The 26,478-nt window shown below is 66.4% G+C and carries 21 protein-coding genes; 9 read left to right on the forward strand and 12 right to left on the reverse strand.

Going from position 1 to position 26,478, the window contains the following annotated elements; all coding sequences use genetic code 11:
• Nucleotides 1-46: 46 nt before the first annotated feature.
• A complete protein-coding gene (locus HK401_RS09175; RefSeq protein ID WP_181274328.1) occupies nt 47-949 on the reverse strand; it encodes a LysR family transcriptional regulator in 903 nt (300 codons plus the stop codon).
• Nucleotides 950-1,031: 82 nt separating this feature from the next.
• Here HK401_RS09175 and HK401_RS09180 point away from each other — a divergent pair, with 82 nt between their 5' ends.
• The gene (locus tag HK401_RS09180) at nt 1,032-1,976 is read left to right on the forward strand and encodes a DMT family transporter (protein WP_181274329.1); all 945 of its coding nucleotides are present in this window, start codon (nt 1,032-1,034) and stop codon (nt 1,974-1,976) included.
• 38 nt (nt 1,977-2,014) lie between these two features.
• Here the strand turns inward: HK401_RS09180 and HK401_RS09185 are convergent, their stop codons facing one another.
• On the reverse strand, nt 2,015-3,043 hold the full coding sequence (locus tag HK401_RS09185) for a siderophore-interacting protein (protein ID WP_181274330.1): 1,029 nt from the start codon (nt 3,041-3,043) through the stop codon (nt 2,015-2,017).
• 250 nt (nt 3,044-3,293) lie between these two features.
• Here HK401_RS09185 and HK401_RS09190 point away from each other — a divergent pair, with 250 nt between their 5' ends.
• Nucleotides 3,294-4,259 carry an ABC transporter substrate-binding protein gene (locus HK401_RS09190; protein WP_181274331.1) on the forward strand — a complete coding sequence of 322 codons (966 nt, stop codon included), beginning with the start codon at nt 3,294-3,296 and terminating at the stop codon, nt 4,257-4,259.
• Nucleotides 4,260-4,288: 29 nt separating this feature from the next.
• Nucleotides 4,289-5,704 carry a D-serine ammonia-lyase gene (gene dsdA / locus HK401_RS09195; RefSeq protein WP_181274332.1) on the forward strand — a complete coding sequence of 472 codons (1,416 nt, stop codon included), beginning with the start codon at nt 4,289-4,291 and terminating at the stop codon, nt 5,702-5,704.
• A gap of 53 nt (nt 5,705-5,757) precedes the next feature.
• Here dsdA and HK401_RS09200 read toward each other — a convergent pair whose 3' ends face one another.
• Nucleotides 5,758-9,141 (reverse strand): hypothetical protein, encoded by a 3,384-nt coding sequence (locus HK401_RS09200; protein WP_258234090.1) that lies wholly within the window; start codon nt 9,139-9,141, stop codon nt 5,758-5,760.
• A 179-nt stretch (nt 9,142-9,320) separates the two neighbouring features.
• On the opposite strand from HK401_RS09200, the gene HK401_RS20695 reads away from it, so the two are divergent.
• Nucleotides 9,321-10,292, forward strand: coding sequence for a hypothetical protein (locus HK401_RS20695; protein ID WP_258234091.1), 972 nt, complete (start codon nt 9,321-9,323; stop codon nt 10,290-10,292).
• Nucleotides 10,293-10,373: 81 nt separating this feature from the next.
• On the opposite strand, the gene HK401_RS09210 is transcribed toward HK401_RS20695, so the two are convergent.
• Nucleotides 10,374-11,708, reverse strand: a complete 1,335-nt coding sequence (locus HK401_RS09210; RefSeq protein ID WP_181274333.1) for an APC family permease — start codon at nt 11,706-11,708, stop codon at nt 10,374-10,376.
• A 103-nt stretch (nt 11,709-11,811) separates the two neighbouring features.
• On the reverse strand, nt 11,812-12,735 hold the full coding sequence (locus HK401_RS09215; RefSeq protein ID WP_181274334.1) for a LysR family transcriptional regulator: 924 nt from the start codon (nt 12,733-12,735) through the stop codon (nt 11,812-11,814).
• Between the two features lie 155 nt (nt 12,736-12,890).
• On the opposite strand from HK401_RS09215, the gene HK401_RS09220 reads away from it, so the two are divergent.
• Both HK401_RS09220 and HK401_RS09225 read left to right on the forward strand, forming a co-directional pair.
• Nucleotides 12,891-14,240: an aromatic ring-hydroxylating oxygenase subunit alpha gene (locus HK401_RS09220; protein ID WP_219921815.1), complete on the forward strand. Its 1,350-nt coding sequence runs from the start codon at nt 12,891-12,893 to the stop codon at nt 14,238-14,240.
• Nucleotides 14,237-15,622 carry an FAD-binding oxidoreductase gene (locus tag HK401_RS09225; protein WP_219921816.1) on the forward strand — a complete coding sequence of 462 codons (1,386 nt, stop codon included), beginning with the start codon at nt 14,237-14,239 and terminating at the stop codon, nt 15,620-15,622. Before HK401_RS09220 ends, HK401_RS09225 begins: the two co-directional genes overlap by 4 nt.
• Before the next feature lie 75 nt (nt 15,623-15,697).
• Here HK401_RS09225 and HK401_RS09230 read toward each other — a convergent pair whose 3' ends face one another.
• Entirely contained in the window at nt 15,698-16,240 is a 543-nt protein-coding gene (locus tag HK401_RS09230; RefSeq protein ID WP_181274335.1) for a TetR/AcrR family transcriptional regulator, read from the reverse strand.
• 163 nt (nt 16,241-16,403) lie between these two features.
• Between HK401_RS09230 and HK401_RS09235 the strand changes: the two genes are divergently transcribed.
• Nucleotides 16,404-17,363, forward strand: a complete 960-nt coding sequence (locus tag HK401_RS09235) for a quinone oxidoreductase family protein (protein WP_181274336.1) — start codon at nt 16,404-16,406, stop codon at nt 17,361-17,363.
• A 72-nt stretch (nt 17,364-17,435) separates the two neighbouring features.
• Here the strand turns inward: HK401_RS09235 and HK401_RS09240 are convergent, their stop codons facing one another.
• From HK401_RS09240 to HK401_RS09265, 6 genes are all read right to left on the reverse strand, one after another.
• Nucleotides 17,436-18,980, reverse strand: a complete 1,545-nt coding sequence (locus HK401_RS09240; protein WP_181274337.1) for an ABC transporter substrate-binding protein — start codon at nt 18,978-18,980, stop codon at nt 17,436-17,438.
• Nucleotides 18,980-19,936, reverse strand: coding sequence for an ABC transporter ATP-binding protein (locus tag HK401_RS09245; RefSeq protein WP_181274338.1), 957 nt, complete (start codon nt 19,934-19,936; stop codon nt 18,980-18,982). Before HK401_RS09245 ends, HK401_RS09240 begins: the two co-directional genes overlap by 1 nt.
• Entirely contained in the window at nt 19,933-20,793 is an 861-nt protein-coding gene (locus tag HK401_RS09250; RefSeq protein WP_181274339.1) for an ABC transporter ATP-binding protein, read from the reverse strand. The genes HK401_RS09245 and HK401_RS09250 overlap by 4 nt, the downstream gene beginning before the upstream one ends.
• Nucleotides 20,794-20,795: 2 nt before the next feature.
• Nucleotides 20,796-21,728, reverse strand: a complete 933-nt coding sequence (locus HK401_RS09255) for an ABC transporter permease (RefSeq protein ID WP_181274340.1) — start codon at nt 21,726-21,728, stop codon at nt 20,796-20,798.
• 11 nt (nt 21,729-21,739) lie between these two features.
• Nucleotides 21,740-22,678 carry an ABC transporter permease gene (locus HK401_RS09260; protein ID WP_181274341.1) on the reverse strand — a complete coding sequence of 313 codons (939 nt, stop codon included), beginning with the start codon at nt 22,676-22,678 and terminating at the stop codon, nt 21,740-21,742.
• A gap of 155 nt (nt 22,679-22,833) precedes the next feature.
• Entirely contained in the window at nt 22,834-23,820 is a 987-nt protein-coding gene (locus HK401_RS09265) for a LacI family DNA-binding transcriptional regulator (protein WP_181274342.1), read from the reverse strand.
• Nucleotides 23,821-24,016: 196 nt separating this feature from the next.
• On the opposite strand from HK401_RS09265, the gene HK401_RS09270 reads away from it, so the two are divergent.
• Both HK401_RS09270 and HK401_RS09275 read left to right on the forward strand, forming a co-directional pair.
• Complete coding sequence (locus HK401_RS09270; protein ID WP_181274343.1) at nt 24,017-25,369, forward strand: NCS2 family permease; 1,353 nt, start codon at nt 24,017-24,019, stop codon at nt 25,367-25,369.
• Between the two features lie 76 nt (nt 25,370-25,445).
• The gene (locus tag HK401_RS09275) at nt 25,446-26,477 is read left to right on the forward strand and encodes an adenosine deaminase family protein (RefSeq protein ID WP_181274344.1); all 1,032 of its coding nucleotides are present in this window, start codon (nt 25,446-25,448) and stop codon (nt 26,475-26,477) included.
• Nucleotide 26,478 lies beyond the last annotated feature (1 nt).

Here is a 26,478-nt window from a genome sequence, read left to right on the forward strand (position 1 = left end):
GGCCATGGCAGCGAGTGCCCCAGGCAACCTTCAGGCAGCGGGTGCATCACGCGACCCGTGCGGCATCGTCGACGGCGAGATCGCGCAGTGCCGCGATCGCATCGGCGATGAGCGCCTGCTGAGGGTGGCCGGGGTCGCTGATGGCGTGGAGGAAACGGGTCGGTACCGGCGAGGCGATCGGCACGATCGTCACCCCTGCCGGCAGCGGGTCGATTCCCAAGCGGGGCAGGATCGTCACGCCGAGCCCGCGACTGACCATGTGCAGGGCCGTGGTGAAGCTGTGGGCTTCGTGCTTGAAGCTCACCTGCACTCCCGCACGCGCACAGGCGTCGAAGAGAATCGTCCGGCACGGTCCGTCACCCGTGTCGTTGTCGATCCACTGGTGATCGGCGAGCTCGCCGAGCCCGACCGCCGAGCGCTGCGCGAGCGGATGATCGTCGGATACGGCCACCACGTAAGGGTCTTCGACGAGGAAGGACGCGTCCACCTCGGCGGGGAATTCGAGCTCGGGGGAGGAGGAGATGACGAGCTGGATGTCCGATGACAGCTCCGTCCACGGTCCTTCGCTCAGGTTGAGCTGGACCGAGGTGTGCGGATAGCGGTTCTCCAGGTAGGCGACGAGCTCGGGCAGCCACCGCGTGCCCGCCGACGCGAAGTATCCGATCGAGAGGCGATCGCTTCGGCTCTCCTGCAGTTCGGAGATCCGCTGGTGCAGCCGACTCGAGGCGTCGAGCACCGCATCGACCTCGCCGAGGATGGTGGCACCGGTGTCGGTCAGGCACAGTCCGCGTCCGCGTCGGGCGAAGAGAGCGAGTCCGGTCTCCCTCTCGAGCTGCTTGATGTGGTGGCTCACGGCCGACGGCGAGAGTCCGAGGTGCTGTGCGGCCGAACGCACGGATCCGGTCGTCGCCACCGATTTGAACGACTGGAGATGCATAACGGTGTCCATCACTTGACTGTACGGACTTCACGCACAGGTGTGCAATAGTGTGCGCTTTTCTTATACGGTTGTGCGCACAATAATCACTGGTATGAGAACGAACCCCGACCTGGAAACCTCCGTGGTGCAGCCCTTCGATGCCAGTCGCGGCGGCATCTCCGCACTCCCGTGGGCGGCGGCACTGCTGACCATGGTCTTCTGGGCCTCGTCGTTCGTCGTCATCCGCGACGCCGCGCCCCACTTCGGCCCGGGTGCCATGGCGCTCCTGCGCAGCTTCTCCGCGGCCGTGGTCCTCTCGCTGTGGATGCTCGTCCGCCGTCCCCGCTTCCCTCGGTCGAAGCGGGTGTGGCTGATCGTCGTCCTCTGGGGCGTGGCGTGGTTCGCTGCCTATGTCGTCGTGCTCAACGCCGCCGAACATTCGATGGATGCCGGCACCGCCTCGATGATCGTCAATATCGCCCCGCTCATCGTCGCGGTGTTCGCGGGCCTCGTCCTCGGAGAGGGGCTGCCGAAGCGGCTGATCATCGGCGTGCTCATCTCGCTGGCCGGCATCGGGATGATCACCGCCGCGAGCTTCACCGGAGTCTTCACAGTGGTCGGCCTGGTGCTCAGCGTTGCGGCCGCCCTCCTCTACGCCGGGTGCGTGCTCATCCAGAAGCACTTCCTCTCGCACGAGGACTCCGTGACGGTGACATGGGCGGGAATCCTCGCCGGAACCCTCGCGTGCCTGTTCTTCACCCCGAACCTCATCGGCGACATCACGGCCGCACCCCTGTCGATCACCCTGCAGGTGATCTACCTGGGAGTGGTGCCGACCGCGATCGCCTTCAACCTGTGGGGCTACGCCATCCGCGTGCTGCCGGCTGGTCTGCTCAGCTCGTCGAGCCTGCTGGTTCCCGCGATCGTCGTCGTTCTCGCGTGGATCATCCTCGCCGAGGTGCCGCCGCCGTTGGCAGCGGCAGGCGGAGTCCTCTGCCTCGCCGGTGCCGGCTGTGCGATCGGACCGCAGATCATCGGGTCACTGCGACGGCGCTGAGCTGAGACCCGGGCAAGCAGGTCCCAGCTCAGCTGGGCTCAACCCTCGGCCTTGCCCTGTCGCCAGTAGCCCATGAACGCGATCTGCTTGCGATCGACTCCGACTTCCTGGACGAGGTAGCGGCGCAGGCGCTTGACCGGTCCGGCCTCGCCGGCGATCCAGGCGTAGAACGGGCGGGCATCCTTCTCGGTCTCGCTCGAACTGCCCTGGGCGGCCTGGGTCAGCGCGGCGGGAACATCCCAGAGGATCTCCTCGTCGATGTTGACGTCCTCCAGCTCGCGGGCCGGGGATTCCGCGGCAGTTGAACCCTCGGCGGACGCACCTGAGCCGGCCCCCACCTCGGCGAGGACCTTCGACTCGGCCCGGACGACCTCACGCACGGCCGGTTCGAGCAGCGCGCCGAACTCGGCGCCGCCGCGCGGCAGCCACTCGATTTCGAAACCGTCCGGAGCGGGGAGATCGATGATGTCCTCGGCGCGGGGGATCTCGAGGACGGCCTTGCCCTGGACCGAACTGTCCTTGAGCGAGTCGAGGATCGAGGCGATTGCGGGAACCGCGGTCTCGTCACCGGCGAGGAGGATCTGGTGGGCGTCGCCGGGCGCGAATTCGATGCCGCCGTAGGGGCCGTCGAAGTCCCGGGCGGGTCCGATGATGTGGAGTGAGTGGCCGACCTCGGCGGCTTCGGCCCACTGGGCGGCGGGACCCGAATGGCCGTGCTCATCGGTGTGGAGCACCATGTCGACGACGAGTTCGCGCTCGTCATCGCGCCATTCCCGCACGGTGTAGGTGCGCATCGCACCGCGGACGGCGGGGTCTACCTGCAGCCAGGCCTGGTACCAGGATACGCCGGCCTCCTCCTGTTCGGCGAGGAAGCCGAGGAGTTCGAACTCGGGTGCCGTGGCGCCGGCCGGGGGGATGATGAGTTTGATGCGCAGATCGCGCGGATGCGTCTTGGGGCCGAAGCCGGTGAGTCCGGGGCCGCCGAACGTGATGCGGCGGAACGAGGGGCTGAGGTCCTCGACGGCGATGACCGTAGCGTCGAAGCCGCCTATGGGTGCTCGTGACACAGTTTCTCCTTCACTTCCCGAGATCCTCGGGTTCGTCCCGCGATCGGCAAGGGATCGCAGGTGCAGCAGTCGGGGACGCCTGAGCGTCCGCTCCCACTCTACGCCACAGCGGTAAGGCAAGCCTTTCCAAATAGTGTTAATGTGATCGCGGACCTGTTGAGTTCGGTCACATCCGAACCGCGATCGTCTCGATCGACAACCCTGTCACCAGCGACTTCATCACCACTCGACCATCACCGAAAGGCCCTCGATGCATCGCCGTTCGCTCCTCGCCCTGTCAGTTCTCGCCCCTTTCGCGCTCGTCGCCTGCACCGACGAGAAGGGTGGGGACCGTGCGGCCACGGGATCGACACGGAACTTCTCCTACTCGCCCGAGGGCTATGACGGGCTGACGATCGAACTCGACAGACCTGCCGAACGCATCGCCGCCGACTTCTACTCGGCGGCCGGGCTCGCCCAGTACGGGATCACGCCGGTCGCGGTCTTCGGGTTCGGGCAGAACGAGTCGCCCGGCAAGTCCTTCGACTCGGAGGGCGTGAAGGTCGTCGGCACCGACATGGAGCTCGACCTCGAGGCGCTCGCCGTCGCCGAACCGGACATCATGGTCGCCTACGGCAACGAGAAGGGCGACGGGTGGACCTGGTGGGACGACAAGGTGAAGAACCAGGTCACCGACCTCGTGAAGTTCGTACCCGTCAAACTCGGCAACCAGACCCCGGACCAGATGTTCGCCCAGTACGCGGCGATCGCGAAGGCGCTCGGGAAGGAGACCGAGACCGGTGGCATCGCCGACAAGCGCCAGTCCTACGAGGATGCCCGAGCGCGCCTGCGCGAGGTCACGAAGAAGAAGGGGCCGCTGACCGTGCTGCTGGCGAACTTCAGCTCGGAGATGAACTACACCTCGAAGAGCTCAGGGATCGCGGACATGCTCAGCGAGGACGGCCTCAACCTCGTCGGCCCCGAAGCCACCGACGAATCCAGCTGGGCGGAGGTGTCCTGGGAGAAGATGTCCGACTACCCCGCCGACGTCCTCCTTGTCCATGACGCATCCGCCGACTACGAAGACAACCCGGTGTACAAGAGCCTGCCCGCCGTCAAGGCCGGACAGCTGGGGACCTGGGACGATAAGCGCGCGTACACCTATGACGGCTACGCCGAATGGCTCGGCGAACTCGCCGACGTCATCGATGGCGCGAAGGAGATCGTGAAGAAGTGAGCCCGGCGGCCGGCCGGTACGATCGCTCCATGAGCGCACTCCCACCTGATCTGTCCGACGATGACATCATCCGATCGCTGGCGACGGGTGCCCCGACCACCTGGATCCGCAATACCCCCGCCGAGGCGGCCCTGCCCGACCTCGGCGACATGATGGATGACGCGGCGGCCCGGTTCGACCGCTTCGCCCCGTGGTTCGCCGCGACGTTCCCCGAAACCGCGACACCCGCGCCCGGGGTTTCTGCGGCCTTGCCTGAGTCGGCGCGCTCAGGTGGTCTCATCGAGTCGCCGCTGGTCGCAGCCCCGGCAGCGCACGAGCGCCTCGACGGACTGTTCGGCACCCGGCTCGCGGGCGAACTGTGGCTCAAACGCGACGATGCTCTGCCGGTGAGTGGGTCGATCAAGGCTCGGGGCGGATTCCATGAGGTCCTCGAATTCGCCGAGGCGGTCGCTGCCGACCATGGCCTCGATGCTGCCGATCCCGCTACGTATCCGAGTGCCGAATTCCGGGAGATCGCCGCCGTGCACCGGCTCGTCGTCGGGTCGACGGGCAACCTCGGGCTGTCGATCGGAATCCTCGGCGCTCGCCTCGGGTTCGCCGCCTCGGTGCATATGTCCGCCGACGCTCGGGAATGGAAGAAGACGATGCTGCGCGACCACGGAGTCGACGTCATCGAGCACGCCGGGGACTTCGTCGAGGCCGTGGAGGCAGGGCGAGTCTCCGCCGAAGCGGATGTCAAGGCACATTTCGTCGACGACGAGGACTCGGTCAGCCTCTTCGTCGGGTACTCGGTCGCGGCTCTGAGACTGGCCCGCCAGCTCGAGGCGGCCGGAGTCACGGTCGATGCCGACCACCGCCTCGTCGTCTACCTGCCCTGCGGAATCGGCGGCGGCCCCGGGGGAGTGACCTTCGGACTCAAGCGAGTCTTCGGCGACAACGTCCACTGCGTCTTCGTCGAACCGAGTCAGGCCCCGGCGATGTTCCTCGGTGTGCGATCGGGTCGGCACAGCGACATCGCCGTCCAGGACATCGGACTGACCGGTGCGACCGCCGCCGACGGGCTGGCCGTCGCCCGACCCTCACGGTTCATCGGGCCGACGATCGGGCCTCTGATCTCGGGCTTCGCCTCGGTGCCCGACGACGTCATCCGCGCCGGCGTCGGAGTCCTCCATGAGACAGAGGGCATCGACGTCGAACCCTCGGCGACCACGGGTTTGAGCATTCCGTGGCGTCTGGGTTCGGCAACGCGGACGTCGACCGGCACAGCTGATGCGGGAGGCGAGAACCTCGAGGCATCATTCCCGTGGCCGAACGTGAGCACACACCTCGTGTGGCTCACCGGCGGAGCGATGGTCCCCGACGACGAACGGTCCCGCTACGTCGCCGAGGGCACCCGACTCATGCCGATGATCACGAGCCCCGCCTCGGCGATCTTCATCGATTGAGCCCGGCCCATCCGCGACGACTCTGCGGATGAGCCGGGCTCACGCTGCCTCGGTCACCAGTCCCAGGGGTCGTCACTGACGGTGATGACGACCTTGCCGTCGACGATCTCGGCCGTGCCGTTGAGGTCGAAGGACACGGTGTCATCGAAGGGCTCGTCATCGTCGAAACCCTCATAGCTGCCGGTCACGAGCGCCTCACCCGAGGAATCCGAAGAGATCAGCCATGCCGGCCCGCCGTTGGGGCCGGTCGCATCCGCCGGATCCGAATAGCCGTCGGAGCCGGCCGTGTCATCGGCGACGGTCACCGTCGGATACGACGAGATCGACCATTTCAGGCCGGTGGCATCGTAGCTGTCGGCCAGGGACGAGCCGAACGGACATCCGTCGGGCTGGGCGACCGTCTTCTTCGCGCAGCTGTCGATGAGGGTCTTGACCTGCTTGTCGACCTCGGTGCGGAAGGCGTCGGAGGGCTGGGCGGAAAGCCGCGGCACATCCTCGCCCTCAGTATCGGAGTCAGCGTCATCACCGAGGAAGGCGCGCACCTCGACTGGGTCGGCGGTGATGAGGTCGGACTTCTCGGCCAGACCGATCGTGTAGAGGCCGGGGAAGGCCGGCAGTGCCAGGGCCGAACCATCGGTGTCGACGTCGATCCCATTGACCTTGACCTTCTGCAGGCCGGGGGTGTCGACGGCGAGGGTGAGCAGTTCGGGGCTTTCGAGTGCCCAGTCGTCGAAGAACAGAGCCTTCTTGCCCGCCTTGTGCAGGGTCAGCGTGCTGTTGCCCTTGGAGCCGCCGACATCGTAGGTGACATCGACCGTGGCTGTGTCGCCGGAGATGTCGGCATCGCCGACGGTGACATCGCCGGGCAGAGCCTTGGCCCCGCCGAGGATGTCGTTCGTCAGCAGGGTCCGTGACTCCTGCGGGACATCGACGTCGGCGACCTTGAGTGCGCCCTCGGCGTCGCCGTCGGAGAGCTCCGAGAAGTACTTCTCCGCTGTCGCCTCGGGCCCGAACATGTGACCGTTGACCTGGGTGACGACGATGAGCGCAGCCACGAGGAGGAGGACCGCACCGCCGGCGACGGCGGAGACGAGCGTCGCCTTCCTCTTGTCGAAGGGCTTCGCGGGAGCTGCACCATAAGGCTGAGTCCCGTCGGCGGAACCGAACCCTGCTGGCGACGAACCGAACGCTCCCGGTGACGCGGCGTACGCCTGCTGGCCCGATGCAGACCCGGAGGGCTGTGCGCCTGCGGGAGTCCCATTGTGAGCCTGACCCGCTGGAGTCCCCTGGGGCGGCTGACTGGGCGGTGACGGGTAGGGCTGCTGGCCCGCACCGGGCTGGGAGCCGTAGGCAGGAGTCGACCCGGGCGGTGGCGCCATCGGCGGTGCCGTCGGCGCAGCCGCCCTGGCGAGGTCGGGATGGACGAATGCGAAGCGCGGCTCGCTCATGCCCAGGTGGGGGCCCCAGTGCGGGTGCACGGCACGGCCGGCGGCGATCCGTGCGATTGCTGGGAAGGTGAGCACGAGCCGGGGGCCGAGCGTGCGCGAGAGGACCTCGATGACTCCGCCCCACACGGCGAAGATGAGGAACGTCCACGCGAGCGGACCGATGCCCGCACGGGCCGCACCGGAACCGCCGAAGAACATGGCCGCCTCGGCGGATCCGGACATCGACATCCGCATCGGAATCGCCAGCAGCGACAGCAGTCCCCACACGAGGCAGAACGCCAGGGGCAGTTTCCACGCGCTCGCCCACTGTTGCTTGTCCGCCTCGACGACGGTCCACGAGGGACGTCGGACGACGGTGGCGACGAAGGTCGAGATCAGCACCGCCACGACCACCACGAGCAGACCCAGCCAGAGCTGGCCGGGGGCATCACGGCTGAAGATCGTGAAGTTCTCCGAGAAGCTGTCCGAATAGAAGCCGAGGTCACCCTGCGCTGTGGCACTGATCCCGCCGAGGTGGGTCAGCGAAGTGAGGATGAGCCCCATGTTGACGAAGGTCAGCGGCACCAGCTGTCCCGGCATATCGACCGAGAACGGGAGCACGAAGATCGCGACGACGGAGAACAGGCCGACGGTGACGACGAGGTGGACCCAGGTGACCAGCAGCGGCGGCACGGCCCAGCGCAGGAACGGAGCGCCGATGGCTTCGGTGCCCTTGAAATGGCCGGCGACACGGCCGGCGATGCTCGTGATGAGAATGGCGAGAAGGGGCAGGAAGAACGACCTAGCGGTGATCGCCGAGAACGAGAAGGTCAGAGTGCCGTCGCTTTCGAAGCTCGAGAAGCGGGCGGCGAAGATCAGCTGCAGAAGGAAGAGCACGAGGGTCATCGTCAGCGTCGAGACCGCGATTCGGATCCACGTGGCGACTCGGTTCGGTGACGGTGCTCTCCGTTCGCTGAGTTTCGTCATCCACCACAGCAGGCCGATGACGAGGATGGTGAGCACCAGCGGAGCCCCGGACATGAAGATGTTCAGCTTCGCGTCGAAGGTGTCAGGAGCGTGGATGTCCAACCGCAGCACCGCAGACCCGAAGAGGGACAGGGCGAGGAGGATGAACGGCATGGCATAGCTGAGTCCGTCGAGGTCGAACCCGACCTCCTCCGACATGGACGAGAAGTCCTGCATCGACGCGAGGATCACCGTGAGGATGATCGCGACGACGATCCCGCCGAGGAGGGCGATCCCCGGTGGGATGAGCGCGGTGCGCCAGGTGGCACCCTTCGCCAGCGCCGAGGTGAACCGTGACGTCGTCGAATTCCCCGGCTGTCCCGGCCCGGCTGGGTAGGGCACCGGCCCCGAGGCCTGAGGATGGGGTGCCATTCCGGGGGCGAACGGCCCCGAGCCCTGCGGGAAGGGTCCCGAGCCCTGCTGATAGGGGCCTGGGGTCTGAGGGAAAGGCCCCGAACCCTGTGCGTACGAGCTCTGTCCGTAGGGATCGGCTCCGCGTGCATACCCGGCAGTGCCCTGGACGTAGGGATCAGTGCTCGGAGAATAGGTCCCCGTTCCGGACGGGTTCGGAGCTGACTGCGGAGGCGCCGGTGCAGAGTAGTCGACCGAGGGCGTCGCTGCGGAACCGCCGGACTGGCCCTCGGCCGGTGGAGCCCACCGAGCAGTCTCCTGGGTCGGATCGGCGTCTGGCTCGTCGGCGACCTCGGGCCTCTCGGCGGTCACCGTTTCGTCGGCGGTCTCGGTGACGGCACTCTCCGTCGTCGCCGAATCACCCTGTTCGGTCGAGCGGTCCGTATTCGCCGAACCACCGGGTTTCTTCGACTTGCCCGATTTCGTCGAAGCGTCCTTCTTCGAGTCCTTCGATTTCGAAGGCTGAGTGGACTTCTTTGAGCTGTCCGCCGTGTTGTCGGCGGGCCGCTTCTCATCTGGGCTCTTCGGGCTCGACGGTGTTTCGGGAGTGGTCTCGTCGGAAGGGTCGGTCATGCTCAGTCCTCAAGTGCCGTTGCCGGAAGTTTCCGAATAGTAATTTAAATCGTTCAACCATCGGAACGCTGCAGGTCATATGTAGTTCACACTTATATTAGGCTGTAAAAGCAGGGGAAGTTATTTTCACGACTTACTCTGAGACAAAGCGTGAGCGACTGAACGATCTGGAGTTGCCGATGAGTGCGAACCCTCCCGGACGCGGAGATGAGAACGAGTGGGACGTCAACGACCGGTCGGGCAGCCAATGGCCGTCGCAAGCCACCCCGCAGTCGAACAACGGGTGGGGCGCGCCGCAGCCGGGACCGCAGCCGCCCCACCAGCAAAGCGGACCTGCCCAGCCGCAGTCGCGCCCCTACGTCCAGGCACCCCATTCGCAGAGCGGGCAGCCGAACCAACGACCGATCCAGCAGGCATACAACCAGGGTGCCCAGCCCTACCCGCAGGGTCAGCAGTCATACTCCCAAGGTCAGCCGCCCCACCCGCAGACCGGGCCGCAGTTTCAGCAGGGTCAGTACCCCTACCAGCAGCAGGCAAGCCCCGCGCCGAAGAAGCGCGGCGGGCTGATCGCGTTGTTCGCCGTGGTCGTCATCGTCCTCGGCGTCGGCATCGGGTGGGGAGCCGCGAACCTGTTCCCCCGGGGCTCCGATGACAACGCCGCTGTCGCCCCGACCGACGAACCGACCGGTGAACCGACCGGTGCCGGTGACGAATCGGCTGCGGCGAGCGAGGACCCTGAACCCACCGAGACGGAGTCGAAGCTTCCCGACGACCCGAAGGAGGCGCTCAAGCAGCTCGCCGCGACCGACGGCAAGGCGGTCACCGACGACCTCGACGGGAAATGGGTGCCGCAGCTGAGTTCGAAGAAGGTCGGCCTCGAGGCCGAGGGCAAGACGTGGAAGGAGCAGGACATCCTCGACGAGCACGAAGAGCTGCGTGAGGAATACCCGCGAGTCAGGCTCGTCTGGTCCGGTGACTTCAGCAGCTTCAGGGAGAGCAACTTCTGGGTCACCGTCGTCGGCATCGGCTACAGCGATCCCGAGGACGCCCTGTCCTGGTGCTCATCGCACGGTCTCGGACCCGACAGCTGCTACGCCAAACAGCTCAACACCTCGGGCGGAGATGAGGGCACGACCCGCCTGCAGGACTGAGAATCACGTTCACCGAGGCGGCCCACCGGCATGGTGACTCGCCCGCCGAGGTTCGTCAGTGTGCTCCTGTCGTCGATGGTCTCACGCCCGAACCTGCCGCCGGTTCTCCAGCAGGTACACCCCGATGCCGATGACGAACCAGATCGCCCCGATGATCAGAGCCAGGGGATTGGCACTGACGAGGACCGCAATGAGCAGGCCGGCTCCGATGACGGGAACCACCCCGTGGTTGAACCAGCTCGGTGCTTCGCTTCCCTGCTTCTTGACGAGGAAGTAGCCGACGACCGAGGCCTGGAGGAGCACGAACGCCGTGAGCGCCCCGACGTTGACGATCGAGGTCAGCTGGTCGAGGCCATCGGCCCGGGTCGCAGCCCACCCGGCGACGATGACGTTCCCGCCCGCGGCCACGAGGATCCCTTTCCAGGGCACACCGGTCTTGGGAGCCACCTCGGCGAGGAAGGACGGGACCTGCCGGGACCGTCCCATGTCCATGAGGATGCGGGAGCCTGCGGCCTGCCCGATCATCGCGGAGAACGCCGCGCCGACGGCCTTGGCCAAGGCGAGCAGCCAGTGCAGCCACGAACCCAGCGTCGAATCGACAGCGCTGTAGTAGGCGGCGCCCTCGAGGGAGGGGTCGGCCTGCAGCTCGGCCGGCGACAGCGGTGAGAGCAGGCTGCCCACCCAGGTCTGGGCGACGAAGAACAGGCCGGCGAGGACGAGGCAGATGAGGGTCGCCCGCCCGACGATTCTGGGACCGCCTTTGGCCTCCTCGGAGAACGTCGCGAGCGAATCGAATCCGAGATACGACAGCACCGCCACGGACGCGGCCGCGAGCACGGCGGTCACGGAGAACGCATCGACCCCGGTCAGCGGGGTCAGCCAATCGCGGGTCGGTCCGTGCTGGGAGAGGTAGGCGATGCCGAGGATGAGGACCAGGGCGAGGACGGCCACCTCGGCGAGGACGACTCCGGTGATCACCCGGGAGGCGACCTTGACTCCGGCGAGGTTGAGCCCGGTGGTGAGGACGACGGCCACAGCCACGAACGCCCATACCGGGATGGTCGGGAAGATCGAGTTGAGCGCGATTCCGGTGAAGAGATACGCGACGGAGGGGATGAAGAGGTAGTCGAGCAGGATCATCCAGCCGGCCACGAACCCGGCTGGCTTCCCGATGCCCGCCGAGGCGTAGGCGAAGACGGTGCCGGCGCGCGGGACCTCCCGTGACATGCGCATATAGCTGACCGCGGTGAAGGCCATGACGATCGTGGCGACGATGTAGACGAGCGCTACCGCGCCGCCCGAACGGGCGTCGAGGGTGCCGAAGACACCGACGGCGGCCGCCGGGCCGATGAAGACGAGTCCGAAGAAGACGAGCTCGGTGAGCCCGATCGTCCGCCGCAGTGTCCCTGTTTCCATGATGCTCCTCGTATCCGGTCTGCCTGGACAGTATGTCACTCCGGTTGGGTGGCCCCTGGCTGGGGCCGTCGCCGGACCGACCCTGCTCCTGCCTGCCCGGCACTCACTCCGGTTGGGCGAGTTCGGTGGAGACCGATTCGAGGACCTTCAGCGCCGAGGCGATGATCGGCTGCGATCCCGAACCGCTGCGGATGCCGGTGAGGATCTTCCGCGAGGGCACCGGATCCCCGCGCAGCGGCACCCGGACGACGTCGAAGCCGTCGGGCAGCCTGGCCAGGCGGGGGATGAGCGCGACGCCGAGCCCGGCCGAGACCAGCGCTGCTCCCGTCTCCCATTCGCGTGACTGGTGGGCCTGCTCGGGCTGGAATCCGGCGGCCGCGCAGGCCGTACGCACCAACCGGTGATACGGCGAGCCGGCCCGGTCGAGGATCCACGACTCCTCGGCGGCCTCGCTCAGCGTCACCGCCGCTCGTCGGGCCAGCCGGTGTCCGGCGGGAACGAGCAGATCGAGCCGGTCTGAGAAGAGAGCGGCCTGTTCGAAGCGGGTGTCGCCGCGCGGAGGCAGCGGGTCGGTGGCCACGACGACGGCGACATCGGCGTGCTCGGCCACGAGCAGGTCGAAGCACTCCTCGGGTTCGGCCTCGATGATCGTGACCTCGGCACCGGGGAAGAGTTCCTTCACGGCGCTCGCCGTCGGTGGCAGCAGTGTGGCCGCGGCGGTGGAGAACCCGCACAGACGCAGTCGACGACTGCGGATGTCGGACCCGGAATCGAGGCCGTCGAGCTCCCCGCGGATCTCCTCCCACCGAGTGAACAGCTCCTGCGAGCGCTCGAGGAGGACTTCGCCTGCCCGGGTGAGAATGAGGCCCCGGCCGCGCGGTTCGACGATGCGCACGCCGAGGTCCTTCGACAGGGATTTCAGCTGGTGCGATACGGCCGACGGCGTGTACCCGAGACGGTGTGCCGCCGCGGTCAGGGTGCCGACCTCGGCGAGGACGCGGAGGACATGGAGACGCGGATCGATCATGCAACAGTATTGCACGATTCGGATGAAGAATATTCGCTTTTCTTCAGCAGCCGTCTCGCGGACACTGGGGGCAAGGAGCACAGACTCCGTGGCCGCAGCCGGCACAGGGGCCGGCGGGGGAGGCGGCCGACGATCACGACGAGGTGGTGGACGAATTGACTCTGGCACCAGAGCAGAAGCGGACCGAATCCGACTCAGGCAGCCGAGGCGTGCTCGCCGGATCCGGTGGGCACGGACCGACCGACATCGACCGACTCATCGACGAACGCGTGCCGGGATACTCGCTGCCGGCGCCGTTCTACATCAGCCCGGAATTCTTCGCCCGTGACCTCGAGGCGATCTTTGCCTCGACATGGATCTTCGTCGCCTCGACCGCCGAGGTGCCCGAGGCCGGTGACTACCTCACGATCGATATCGGCACCTATTCGGTCATCGTCATCCGCGACGACGATGACGAGATCCGGGCTCATCACAACGTCTGCCGCCACCGGGGCACCCGACTGCTCAACGACCTGTCCGGATCTGTGGGCAACATCGTCTGCGGCTACCATCAATGGACCTACACCCCAGCTGGCGACCTCATCTCCGCGGGTGTCCAGGCCCCCGGCTTCGACCGGAGCTGCTTCTCCCTGCGCTCGGTCAACGTCCGTGTCATCGGCGGGCTGATCTTCATCTGCCTCAGCCCCACCCCGCCCGACGACATCGACGAGGTGGCCGCCGTGATCGAGCCCTACCTGACCGGTCACGACATCGCCGGAACGAAGGTCGCTGCGCAGGTCGACCTCATCGAGGACTCGAACTGGAAGCTCGTGATGGAGAACAACCGCGAGTGCTACCACTGCGAGGCCGGGCATCCGGAGCTGACCTGCACGTTCTTCCCCACCTACGGGTACGCACCCGAGGAGATCCCCAAACGGCTGCAGCCGGCCTACCAGCGGTATCTCGACGCCGAGGCGCAGCTGCACGCCGACTGCGACCGCAACGGCCTGCCCTACGCACTCGTCGAGGAACTCAGCGGACGGCCGACGGGATTCCGCATCGAACGGGCAGCGCTCGACGGGAAGGGCGAGTCGTACACGATGGACGGATCGGCCGCCTCGGCGAAGCTGTTGGGCAACCTCGACACCTTCGTCCTGGGCCGAGCCTCGCTGCATGTGCAGCCGAACATGTGGTTCCACGCGATGGGCGACCACGTGGTGACGTTCAGCCTGCTGCCGCTGGCCGAGGACAAGACGCTCGTGCGCACCACCTGGCTCGTCCGGGCCGATGCGGAGGAAGGCGTCGACTACGACCTCGAGAACCTCACCACGGTATGGATCAAGACGAACGAGCAGGACGCCGCCTTCTGCGAACGCGGGCATCTGGGGATCTCGTCGCCGGCGTACGAACCCGGCCCCTATGCGCCGACCGAATCGCAGGTCGATGACTTCGTCACCTGGTACATCGAACGGCTCAGGGCGCACAAGGAGCTCACGACGCACAAGGAGAAGGGATTACGGCGATGAGATACCGTCACTCGACCTTCGGTCCCGCAGCGGGATATCAGGCGTCGACTCCGACAGCGCTGTCGCCGCTCTCGACGGTGTCGCCGATCGCGGCGGGCAAGGCGACCTTCCGGGTGCCGACACGGAATCGTCGGCCGGCCGCTGACGAAACGATCGGCGTTGCGCCGGTCAGCGTCGGTCCGGTCGGTGTCGGTCCGGTCGGTGTCGGTTCGGCACTCGTCCCCGTGCCCGTGGCAGCATCGGCGCAGGCCGTCGCAGCAGCCCAGACTCGCGCCGCGTCTCCGCCGGCAGCCCCGGGCGCGACCGCCGTCGAACCGCAGCTCGATCCCGAACTGCTCACCGGGTTCGTCGATGTCGTCGGCATCACCGACGTCACCCACGACGTGAAGACCTTCGAACTGCGGGCGGCATGGATGCCCGCCGTCGACTTCGAACCCGGGCAGTACGTGACGATGCGCATCCCCGGGCTCGGACTCGAGCGCTGCTATTCGATCTCCTCGGCGCCGTTCGGAACGAACACCTTCACCATCACCGTCAAACGGGTGGTCGGGGGAGTCGTCTCGACCTATCTGCACGATTCGATCCGGGTCGGCGACCGCGTCCACGTCGACGGCCCCTACGGACTGTTCAGCACGAGCTTCCACCCGGCGCAGCGCCACCTGTTCCTCTCCGCCGGATCGGGTATCACCCCGATCATGTCGATGGTCCGCAGCCTGCTGGCCAGGCAGGGCGGTCCGGCCACGGACATCGCGTTCGTCCACAGTGCCGCCACCCCCGTGGACATCATCTTCCGCGCCGAACTCGAGCAGCTCGCCGAGCTCGCCGGGGTCAGCGTCACCATCCTCTGCTCCCGCGACAGCGAGACCGAGACCTGGACGGGGCGGCATGGTCGGCTCGATGCGAGGACCCTCGCCGAGGTGGTCCCCGACGCGGCCGACCGCGAGACCTTCGTGTGCGGACCGAGCGGATACATGGACGCCGTGCGTCCCCTCCTCGCGGAGGCGAGGGTGGCGCAGGTGCACGAGGAATCGTTCGTCTTCGCGACCGCTCCGGCCGACCGTGTGGCGAAGTCGCGGTCAGGTGGGCGGGCGGGCCGGAGCGGCGCCGCATCCGCCGGGGCCCGCCACACGATCGACTTCGTGGGCAGCGCTCGCAGCATCGACTGCGACTCTGACACGACGGTGCTCGACGCCGCCTTGGACGCGGGGCTCTCCATGCCCTCGTCGTGTGCGGAAGGCGCGTGCGGAACGTGCAAATCCACGCTGGTCAGCGGTGAGGTCGAGATGAACCATGCCGGAGGCATCCGTCCCAAGGAGATCGCCGCCGGAAAGTTCCTGCCCTGCTGCTCGACCCCGCTGACCGACCTCGTCGTCGAGACGTGAGCACAGCGCGGGGAGTCATCGCATCCGAACCGGGGCACCACCCGTGACTCAGAAGCGTCGAGGCCCGGAGTCAGCTCATCCGCGCGCGATGCCGACCACGACCTCCTGCACGCGAGTGATGAGTTCGTCGAGTTCGTGTCCTTCGAGCCGCAGCCACTGTTCGAGCTGAGCGGCCGAGAGCACCGCCATGATCGCCTCGGCGCGGAATCGAGCATCGTCGGGGCGCTCTTCCCTGATGAGTACTTCGATGTGCAGGCGCCAGAAGGGGTAGACGATCCTGTCGAAGCGTCCCCTGGGACTCGAGGCCTCGGTGAGCAGCACGAGATCGAGGTTGCCTGAGATGTGCCGGATGTACGATTCGACGAAGGCTGCCAGCCGTTCGATCCCAGGCGATCCGGGTCCCAGCGGAGGGGGACCTTGGATCATCCGCGCGTGCATATCGCGGACCCGATCGTCGAGCAGTGCCGAGGCGATCCCGGCCTTGTCGGTGAAGTTCCGGTACAACGTGCCCTTGCCGACCTGTGCGCGTTTGGCCAGCACATCCATGGTCAGACCGCTCACACCCACCTCGGCGATGAGTTCGGACGCCGCTTCGAGGACTTTGCGTCGGTTTCTCATGGCGTCGGCTCGTTGGGGTTTCGCAGCCGTCGCCAGAGGAAGATCCGGCGACGGCCCTCTTGTGGAATCGGACTGCGGTCCGTTAAGGTCGCTCATATACGGACTATAGTCCGTATTCGCATCGAGTGCTCGGCGCAATGCCGACGCGGACGAAGGAGGACTCATGGCATCGGTGATCGTCAACTCCCATGGCGGACCAGAAGTGTACGCGCAGACAGCAGACGACCGACTCGAACCCGGAGAGGGACAGCTGCTTGTCGAGCTCACGGTCTCCGGGGTGAACTTCCTTGACGTCGTGCAACGTCGGGGTGCTCTGCCGACGCCGTTCCGTGCCGGCGTCGAAGGTGTCGGCACGGTCGTGACGATCGGAGACGGGGTCGAGGGCTTCAGCGACGGCGATCGCGTCGGTTGGATGGCCGGTGGGCAGGGCAGCTTCTCCGGCCACGCGCTCGTCGCGGCCGACAAGGCAGTTCCGGTGCCGGAAGACATCGACGACGAGACCGCGGTCGCCGCGCTGATGCAGGGCATCACCGCCCACTACCTGACCACGGACACTTTCCCTGTCGCCGCTGGTGACGTCGTGCTCATCCATGCGGCGGCAGGCGGCCTCGGCCAGATGCTCACCCAGATCGCAGCGCTCAAGGGTGCCACGGTGATCGGTACGACGTCGACCGCTGAGAAAGCCGAGATCGCCCGGGCCAACGGCGCCGTGCATGTCTTCGGCTACGAGGACTTCGCCACGCGGGTGCTCGACGTAACTGACGGGGAGGGGGTCTCGGTGATCTATGACGGTGTCGGGGCCACGACTTTTGAGAGCGACCTCGAGGCAGTGCGGACCCGCGGAACGATCGTCGTCGTCGGCAACGCGAGCGGACCGGTCCCTCCGGTCGACGTGAATACGCTCAACACCTCTGGGTCACTGTTCCTCACCCGGCCGACCGTGGCCGACCATGTTCGGACGCCCGAAGAGCTGCGTGCTCACACGGACGAGATCTTCGAGTGGATCCGCAACGGCGAGCTGAAGGTCAGCATCGGGGCGCGATTCCCCATCGCCGAGGTGACCGCCGCCTTCGATGCCCTCGAGTCCCGTGCGACGACCGGAAAGATCGTGCTCGAACACTGAGGGCATGGACCCGCCCGACCCGGCGGAGGACGAAGCCCGGCCCTGGGTCGGATACCGCAGCGCTTCCGTCGCTCAGTGCTTGAGCTTCGTCTCCTTGAGGCCGTAGGTTCCGAGCACATAGGGTCGGAAGCCGACGACGTCCTTGCTCATCCCGTACAGCGCCTTCTGGTAGGCGACGGGGATGATGGGTGCGTCGTCGGCGACCTGCTGCTGGATCTTCGCGTACAGCGCGTTCTGCTTGTCGGGGTCCTCCTCGGCCACGGCCTGCTTCGCCCACTTCTCGACCTTCGGGTTCGCGTAACCCGAACGGATCCCCGAGTCATCGGTGACGGAGAGGAAGTTGATCATCTGCGAGGTGTCGGAGACGTCCGAGGTCGCATAGCTGACCTGGACCTGGAAGTCGCCCTTGGTCCGGTTCGTCGTCAGCGTCGCATCGTCGAGCTTCTGCACATGGACGGTCAGCCCGATGTCCTCCCACGCCTGCTGCGCGATCTGGGCGAGCAGTTCGCGGTCCGCCACGCCCGAGGGGATCTGGATCGTGATGTCCACGCCGTCGGGATGGTCGGACTCCTCGACCAGCTTCTTCGCCTTGTCCATGTCGAACTCGCTGCTGTCGACCTCATCGGAATGCCCGCTCAGTCCGGGGGAGATGAACGAGGTCGCGGGTTCGGCATAGCCGGCGTAGACGACCTTGACCACGGACTCGCGGTCGATGGCATAGGACATCGCGCGGCGCAGCTTCGGGTCGTCGAGTCTCTTCTTCTTGTTGTTGAGATTGAAATAGAGGATCTTCGTCGAGTCGAACGCCGAGGCGTTGATGTCCTGTGACCGGGACAGCTGACTCATGCTCAGCGGGGCAGGTTCCTGATTGATATCGGCCTGCCCGCCGAGCAGCTGCAGTCGGCGGGTGTTGTCCTCGGTAACGACGTTGAAGGTCGCCGAATCGAGCGAGGGCACCCCCTTCTGCCAGTAGTCGGGATTCTTCTTCAGCTTGAGGCTCTGTCCCTGCTTCCACGAGTCCACCGAGAAGGGTCCGGTGCCGTCGGCGTGGGTGGCCATGTACTCGGCATCGTGTCCGCCGAAGTCATCGGGATAGATCGAAGCCGCGAAGAGTGCCATATAGCTGGGCAGAGGTCCCCACGGCTGCGACAGATCGATCCGGACGGTGTGGCTGTCGACCTTCTTCACATCCTTGATCGGAGCGAACTCGGAGGCCCAGAGATTGTCGTCATCGTCCTGGTCGCGGGCATAGTCGAGGGAGAAGACGACGTCGTCGGCATCGAGGTCCTTGCCGCTGTGGAACTTCACGCCCTCGCGGAGGTGGAAGGTCCACGACATCTTGTCCTTCGACTCCTTCCAGTCCGTGGCCAGCCCCGGTTCGACCCCGGTGCCGTCCGGTTTGTTCAGCGTGAGCGTTTCGTAGACCTGCTGCAGGGTCCAGATGTCCTCGTTCTGCGTCGTCGTCGGAGGCAGCAGGGTCGTCGCATCCTCGGCCCTTGCGAGGACGAGGTCGCCTCCGGGACGGACTGATTCCGTCTCTCCTGTTCCGCAGCCGGCGAGGACGAGCAGGCCGGCGCACACGCCGGCGATGACAGTGCCGAAACGGGATCGTCTCATCACTCTGGCCCACCTTTCGTCGGTCGCGGTCGCAGGCGGTACGTCTCGGGGCCTGCGTCCTCAGCTGACACTGCGTTCTCCCGACGGGGCGATTCTCCGTCCCCTCGCCGAGGCGGCGCTGCACCTTCGCTGACGGCACTGCTGCCTGCCGGGACCCTGCCGGGGGACGCACTGTCGAGGAACGCACTGTCGAACCGGGGAATAGCGGCGAGGAGTGTGCGTGTGTACTCATCCTGCGGTGCGGAGAAGATCTCCGCGGTCGTGTTCTCCTCGACGATGACGCCGTTGTGGATGACGTAGACCCGCTCGCACAGACTCCTGACCACCGCGAGATCGTGGGAGATGAAGAGGATCGACAGACCCAACTCCTCACGCAGGCGGGCGAAGAGTGCGACGATCTCGGCCTGGACGCTGACATCGAGGGCGGAGACCGCCTCGTCGGCGACGATGACCTTCGGCTCCACGGCCAAGGCGCGGGCGATCGCCACCCGCTGTCGCTGCCCGCCGGACATGGCGGTGGGGGTGCGGTCGAGGAATTCCACGGGCAGTCGCACCATCTCCATGAGCTCTTCGCACCTGGCCCTCAATGCACGGCCGGTGGCCAGACGGTGGTGACGGATCACCTCGGCGAGGGTGGCGCGGACAGTGTAGCGCGGGTCCAAGGACGCGAAGGGATCCTGGAAGACCATCTGCACGACCCGCCACTGGGCGGCGGTGCGTTTGGGGCTGAGCTCGCCGCCGGCGAAGGACACCCGGCCCGAGTATTCGCGTTGGAGTCCGCAGATCACGCGGGAGACGGTCGACTTTCCCGAGCCGGACTCGCCGACGAGTCCGACGATCTCGCCGGGAGCCACGACCACGGTGGCATCGTCGACGGCGGTGAAGGCACGATCGCCGCGGCCGAAGGTCACCGTGATGTTCTCGGCCCGCAGGCCGGTCTCCGGTGTTGCGCTCACTGCGCCTCCTCCCTGCTGGTGAGCCGGGACGCTGAGCCGTCGACCCGTTGAGCCGGACCGTCGATGCGCGGCGTGGCGCTCAGCAGCGTGCGCGTATAGTCCTCGGCCGGGTCGTCGAAGACCTCCTGCAGCACGCCGTGTTCGATGATCCGACCGTCCTTCATCACGCTGATGGACTGACACAGCTGTGCGACGACCGCGAGATCGTGGGTGACGTAGAGGAGGCCGAGGTCGTTCTCCTGCTGCATGCTGCGGAACAGGTCGAGCACCTGGGCCTGGATCGTCACATCCAACGCGGTGGTCGGCTCGTCACACAGCAGGACCTGCGGTTCCTGAGCCAAGGCGGCGGCGATCATCACCCTCTGGCGCATGCCGCCGGAGAGCTGGAACGGATAGTTCGCGGCTCGGCGTTCGGGGTCGGCGATGCCGACCCGGTCCATGAGGTCGACGGCGAGGTCGTGCGCGGCCCGCTTCGACAGGCCTCTGTGCTCGGCGACGGCGTCGGTGATCTGACGGCCGACCTTCATCACCGGGTTGAGCGCGATCGCTGGCTCCTGGAACACCATCGAGATGCCCGTGCCGCGGATACGCTGGTCGAATTTCCCACCCGGCCCGGAGGTGAGGATGTTGCGTCCCTGGAAGCGGATCTCCCCGTCGACGATCGTGGCCGTCGGTGGCAGCATGCCGAGGATGCTGCGCAGGGTCATCGACTTGCCCGAGCCGGACTCTCCGACGAGTCCCATCGGTTCCCCGGCCTCGAGCCGAATCGAGACGTCGTCGAGGATGCGGCGCCTGCCGGCCTGCCCGTCGATGTCGACGGTCAGCGAGTCCACTTCGAGGATCGGTTCGCGGCTCATGCTCACCTCTTCGGCTTGAGGATGTTCGTCAGGCCGTCACCGATGAGTGCCAGCGCGAAGGACACGAGGACCACAGCGAAGCCCGGCCACAGGATGAGACCGTAGTTGCCGCTGCCCATGTACTGCTGACCGTCGTTCATCATCTGCCCCCAGTCCGCCGTCGGCGGGACGATGCCCAGGCCGAAGAAGCTGAGGGTGACGACGACGCCGATGTTGAGCACGATGTCGCTCATGGCGTAGATGATGCCCTGGCTGGCGGTGTTGGGGATGACGTGTCGGGCAAGGATCCGCGGAGTCGTCAAGCCCGAGGCCCGGCAGGCGGAGATGAACTCCTCCTCGCGCAGGACGAGGACCTCGCCGCGGACGATCCGGGCATAGGCGACCCAGGACACGGCGCTGATGGCCACGAAGATGCTGGCCATGCCGTTGCCCATGACGAAGACGAGGACGATGACGAGGACGTAGAACGGGAACGCGGAGACGATGTCGGCCAGGCGCATGATGACCACATCGACCCAGCGACCGAAGTATCCGGCCAGCGAACCGAGAACGGTGCCGAGGAGGAAGGGCACGATCACGGCGACGACGGCGACGATGAGGTCGACGCGACCGCCGTGGAGGAAGCGGGAGAGGATGTCCCGCCCGAGCTGATCGGTGCCCATGGGATGGGCCGCCGACGACGACCCGAAGGCGTTGAGCAGATCCTGCCGGTTGGGGTCCTCGGTGACGAAGAGGGGTCCGATGGCCAGCAGCAGAACCATCGCTGCGAGGATGACGACGCCGGTCCACAGCTGGAGATTGCGGCGCCGGAGGAAACCGGGCAGAGGCAGCGTGAATCGTGCGCTCGGGGTGGCGCGCGCGGCAGTCCCGCCCCGGGTGCGCGGCGGCTTCCCGGACGGGCCCGGCGCCCCGGCCGGGCCGGGACCGGAGGTCATCGGTGCACTCATCACGCCCCCAATCGCACGCGCGGATCGACGATGCTGTAGACGATGTCGGTGAGCAGATAGACGGCGACGACGAGGACGCCGAAGATCACCGTGAGCGCCTGGACGACGTTGTAGTCGCGGGCGAGCACGGCCTCCATGAGCAGCGAACCCACACCGGGGATCGCGAACACGTTCTCGACGACGAGGGCACCCCCGACGAGATGGCCGACCTGGATGCCGAGGATCGAGATCCCCGTGATCCCGGCATTGCGGAACGCATAGTTGCGCACGATCTTCGACCTGCTCAGGCCCTTCGAGGCGGCGAAGTTCGTGTACTCGGCCGACATCGAATCGCTCAGCGCGGCCGTGAGGCTGCGGATGAGCACCGGGCAGATGGTCAGGGCCACGGCGATCCCGGGCAGGACGAGGGAGTACAGATGCTCGCCGAGGCTGCTGCCGTATCCGCCGACCGGGAACAGTCCCGTATTCACTCCCAGGACGAGGATGAGGAGGGTGCCGACGAAGAATGCCGGCATGCCCTGGACCGTGGCCGTGAAGACTCGGGATACGATCGCCGAGGCCGATGACTTCGTGGCGGCGACCCACAGTGACAGCGGCACCGAGATGATCACGGCGAAGACCAGCGAGACGAGCATGAGCATGAGCGTCGCGGGCATCCGCAGCTTGAGCAGTTCGAGGACCGTGGTCTGGAAGAGAAAGGAGCGGCCGAAGTCACCGACGACGAGTCCGCCGAGGAACTGGAAGTACTGGATGATCATCGGCTGGTCGAGACCCCAGGCGCGATGGAGGCGAGCGACGGTCTCCGGGGTGGCTTTGTCGCCGAGGTAGGCGGCCGCCGGGTCACCCGGTGCGAGCTTCATGAGAATGAATGAGAGGGTCGCGACCCCGAGGACGATGGGGATCATCAGCAGCACGCGTCTGAGGATGTACTTTCCCACGCGCGCTCCCCCGAAGTGTGACTTGGATTACATCGGTCAGTCTATTCGCAACATGAGTTGTCTCCGGGAACCAGCCGGCGGTGTGTCGGCTTTCGGTGGGCGAGCTCGTCCTCGAGCGGATCGAGCCTGAAGCACGAGGTCGCGATCCTCGTGGGTCAGCAGGTCTCGCCGATGACTAGGGTCGATGGGAGTACGAGGTGCTGAATCGTCCGTGCGCGGGTGTCCGGGTCGGTCCCGCTGGGGCGAGCGGCCTGTCCGACGAGCATCCGACCGGCCCTGCTTCCGGCCTCGCCCATCGGTTGGGTGATCGCCGTCAGCGAGGGCAGGCCGAGGCCGATGTCGATGAGGTCGTCGACGGCGGCCACAGCGAGATCGTCGGGGACCCTCGCTCCGACAGTGGCCGCAGCGAACATCAGCCCGTGCGCCACGAGCGCGTTGTAGGCGATGACGGCGTGGACGCCGGCCTCTTGGAGCATCGATAGGCTCTCGGCACCGGCACTCACTGTCGGTTCGACGGGCCCGAACCTCAGTACCTCGCCGCCGTTGTCACCGATCACTGTGCGAGCTGTGAGGAACCGTCCGTCATCGGAAATGGAGCCGGGAGGGCCGCCGAGGTAGGCGATCGTTCGGTGTCCGGCGGTGATGAGGAGCTCGCAGAGTTCTGTCAGCCCCGCTATGACATCGACGCTGACAGAGTCGATGTCGGGCAGCTCCCGATTGACTGTGACGACCGGGAAAGCTCGTGCCGCCTCCGCCAAAGCGGCCCCCGGGCTGCGTGGGCTGGCGAAGATGATCCCGTCCACCCGACCGCGCAGGCGCCTGGCAATCTCGATCTCGGACTCGGGGCAGCCGCGTGAGTCGACGATGATGAGTTCGAAGCCTGACCTCTCCACCTCGGATTGGACGGCGGAGATGAGAGGTGCGAAATACGAGCTCGAAAGCTGAGGCACGACCAGCCCGAGCAGACCTGAACTGCCCATGGCCAATGCTCGCGCGGTCGAGTTGGCGACATAGCCGAGACGGTCTGCGGCTTCAATGACTATTGCTCGCGTCTCAGCGCCGACCATATCCGGCCTGCCGAACACCCGTGAGGCGGTCGCCGAGGAGACCCCCGCCTGGCGGGCGACATCGGCCAAAGTCACCACTGTCGATCCTTCCTGCGGTTGTCTGTCCCTGCAAAGATACCCCAGCAGCCGACAGTGGGTCCGAAAGTCGGAGACGACATGGTCTTGACCGCTTCGGAAGGTCTCCCACATACTGATGTAAGCGCTTACATCAATTGTGACGCGTCGACGAGACGACCGATCGGAAAAGCTTCATCGCAGCGAGGAGAGAACTGTGTCTCAGAGACAGAGCGCCGACGGGGTTCGCGGCGCGGACAGCGACTCGACCGAGCGCAAGTGGCTGAGGTTTCCCGTCGCCGCCCGCGGATCGACGCGTTCGCGGGAATTCGTTGCCGGACTGAGCATGTTCCTGGCGACCGCCTATACAGTCGTGGTCATCCCGGGAATGCTCTCCGACGCGGGACTGCCCGTGGCAGCCGTGACGACGAGTGTGCTCATCGTCGTCATCCTCGGCACTGCGGCCATGGGCTTCTTCGGCAACCTGCCGATGGTGCTCGCCCCCGGCCTCGGCGGTGTCTCTCTCGTCGCCTACACCCTCGTCCTCGACGGAGATGTGTCCTACCCCACGGCCATGGGCATGGTGCTGTGGTCGGGCGTCATCTTCCTGCTCCTCACGCTCTTCGGTATCCGCAGCCTGATCACCCGGATCATCCCGCACTCGATCCGACTCGCCATCGGCCCGGCCATCGGCGTCTTCATCGCCTTCGTCGGGTTCCGGTCGGCCGGCCTCGTCCGACCGGGAGAGAGCTCGCTCGAACTCGGCGACCTCTCCAGCTCCGCGGCACTAGTCACCTTGGCCGGCGTCGTCGTCCTCGTGGCGCTCAATGTTCGAAAGGTCCGAGGCAGCTTCATCATCGTCATCATCGCCGCGACGCTCGTCGGCATTCCACTGGGCCTGACCCGTCTCGAGGGCTCGCCAGTGTCGCTGCCGACCATCGACGGCTCGCTGTTTATGCACGTCGACCTGATCGGGGCCCTGTCGCCGCACTACCTTCCGTTTCTCTTCGCGTTCTTCGCGTCCGAGTTCTTCTCGACGACGGGCGTGATTATGACTGTCACCGAGGCTATGGGTCGCACGGCGAAGCCCGATGGCGGTGTGATCGATCCGAAGCGCCCGTTCCTCGTCGATTCGTGCACGATCATCGGCGGTTCGCTGTTCGCAGCTCCCTCGGTGACCACCTACGCGGAGTCGACGGCAGGGGTCGAAGCGGGCGGACGCACCGGCCTGTCCTCACTGTGGGCTGCCGCGTGCTTCGCGATTCTGCTCTTCGCGACACCGCTGGCGGCGGCAATCCCCTCGGCCGCGACCGCCCCGGTTGTCATCGTGGTGGGTCTGACCATTGCGGTAGGCTTCCGCCGTATCGATTCCGAGGACCTCACCGAGCTCATCCCCGCAGTGATCGTGCTCATCTGCACCCTGCTGTGGGGCAACTTCGGCACGGGCATCGCAGCCGGACTGCTCGCCTATGTGCCGATCAAACTTCTGGCCGGCAGATGGCGGGAGATCCACCCCGGCATGTGGGTGATGACCCCGTTCCTCGTCTACTACTTCATCGCCATCGCCTGAAGGCCCCAGATCCCCTTCCGTGGATTCGCCGCTGTGAATGACCGACGGACAAACGACCAAGGAAAGGTAAGACACCGTGCTGCCGCTCATCGATCTCCATCTCCACCTGCCCGGCACCGTTCGGGCCGAAACGCTGGCCGATCTGGCCGGCGCAAATGGCGTGGAACTGCCGTTGCCGGCTGCTCAGCTGTATCCGCGTATCAACTCCGATCCCACGGAGGACGAGAGCACCCGTGGTCCCTGGTTTCCGCTGCTGCGCGTCTATGAGCTCATCTCGGCCAGCCTCCGGAGACGAGAGGACTTCGCGCGTGTCGTCTTCGAGGCGCTGGAGGATGGGCAGCGCGACAGCGGACTGTGCTACGCGGAGCTCGCCTTCAGCCCTTCGGTCCATATGCAGGCCGGCGTCGACTACACAGCCATGATTGCAGGCATCTCCGAGGGTTTTGCGCGAGCGCGCGACGAGCTCGGGGTCGACGGCCGTGCCATCGCCGCCATCAACAGGGAGGACACCGCCGAGGTGGCCGTGGAGATGGTCGAGACGGTCATCGCCCGCCCGTGCTCCGACGTCGTCGGCATCGGTCTCGACTTCTATGAACTCGGGGGCATGCCTGAGAAGTTCGTCGAGGCGTTTCGGCTGGCGGGCGAGCACGGCCTCTTCCGGACTGCCCACGCCGGTGAGCACGCACCGACTGCGGAGACCGTGACGACCGCAATCGACGTCCTCGGCTGTGACCGGATCGATCACGGCTATCAGATCCTCCGCAGCCCCGAGATCGTGGCGCGCTGCGCCGAGCGGGGGACCATCTTCAATGTGGCCTTCACGACCTCGCGCCGTGCGCTCATCGACTGGCGCAAGGAATCCGTGGCCGACATGGTGGACGCCGGTCTGAGAGTCTCGATCAACTCCGACGACCCCGCCCTGTTCCCGACCACCCTCCGCAGGGAGATGGGCATCGCCGGTGAGATCATGCCCGCGGTCGACGAAGCGTGGTTCGTCGAGAACTCGATCGCTGCGGCCTTCCTCGACGATGCGGCGAAGTCGAGATTGCGGGCAGAGGTGTTCGGGCCCTCGACACGCGGTGCGTCGACCCCGGACCGGCTCTCATGAG

The organism is Brevibacterium oceani (genome assembly GCF_013623835.1).
Taxonomy (GTDB): domain Bacteria; phylum Actinomycetota; class Actinomycetes; order Actinomycetales; family Brevibacteriaceae; genus Brevibacterium; species Brevibacterium oceani.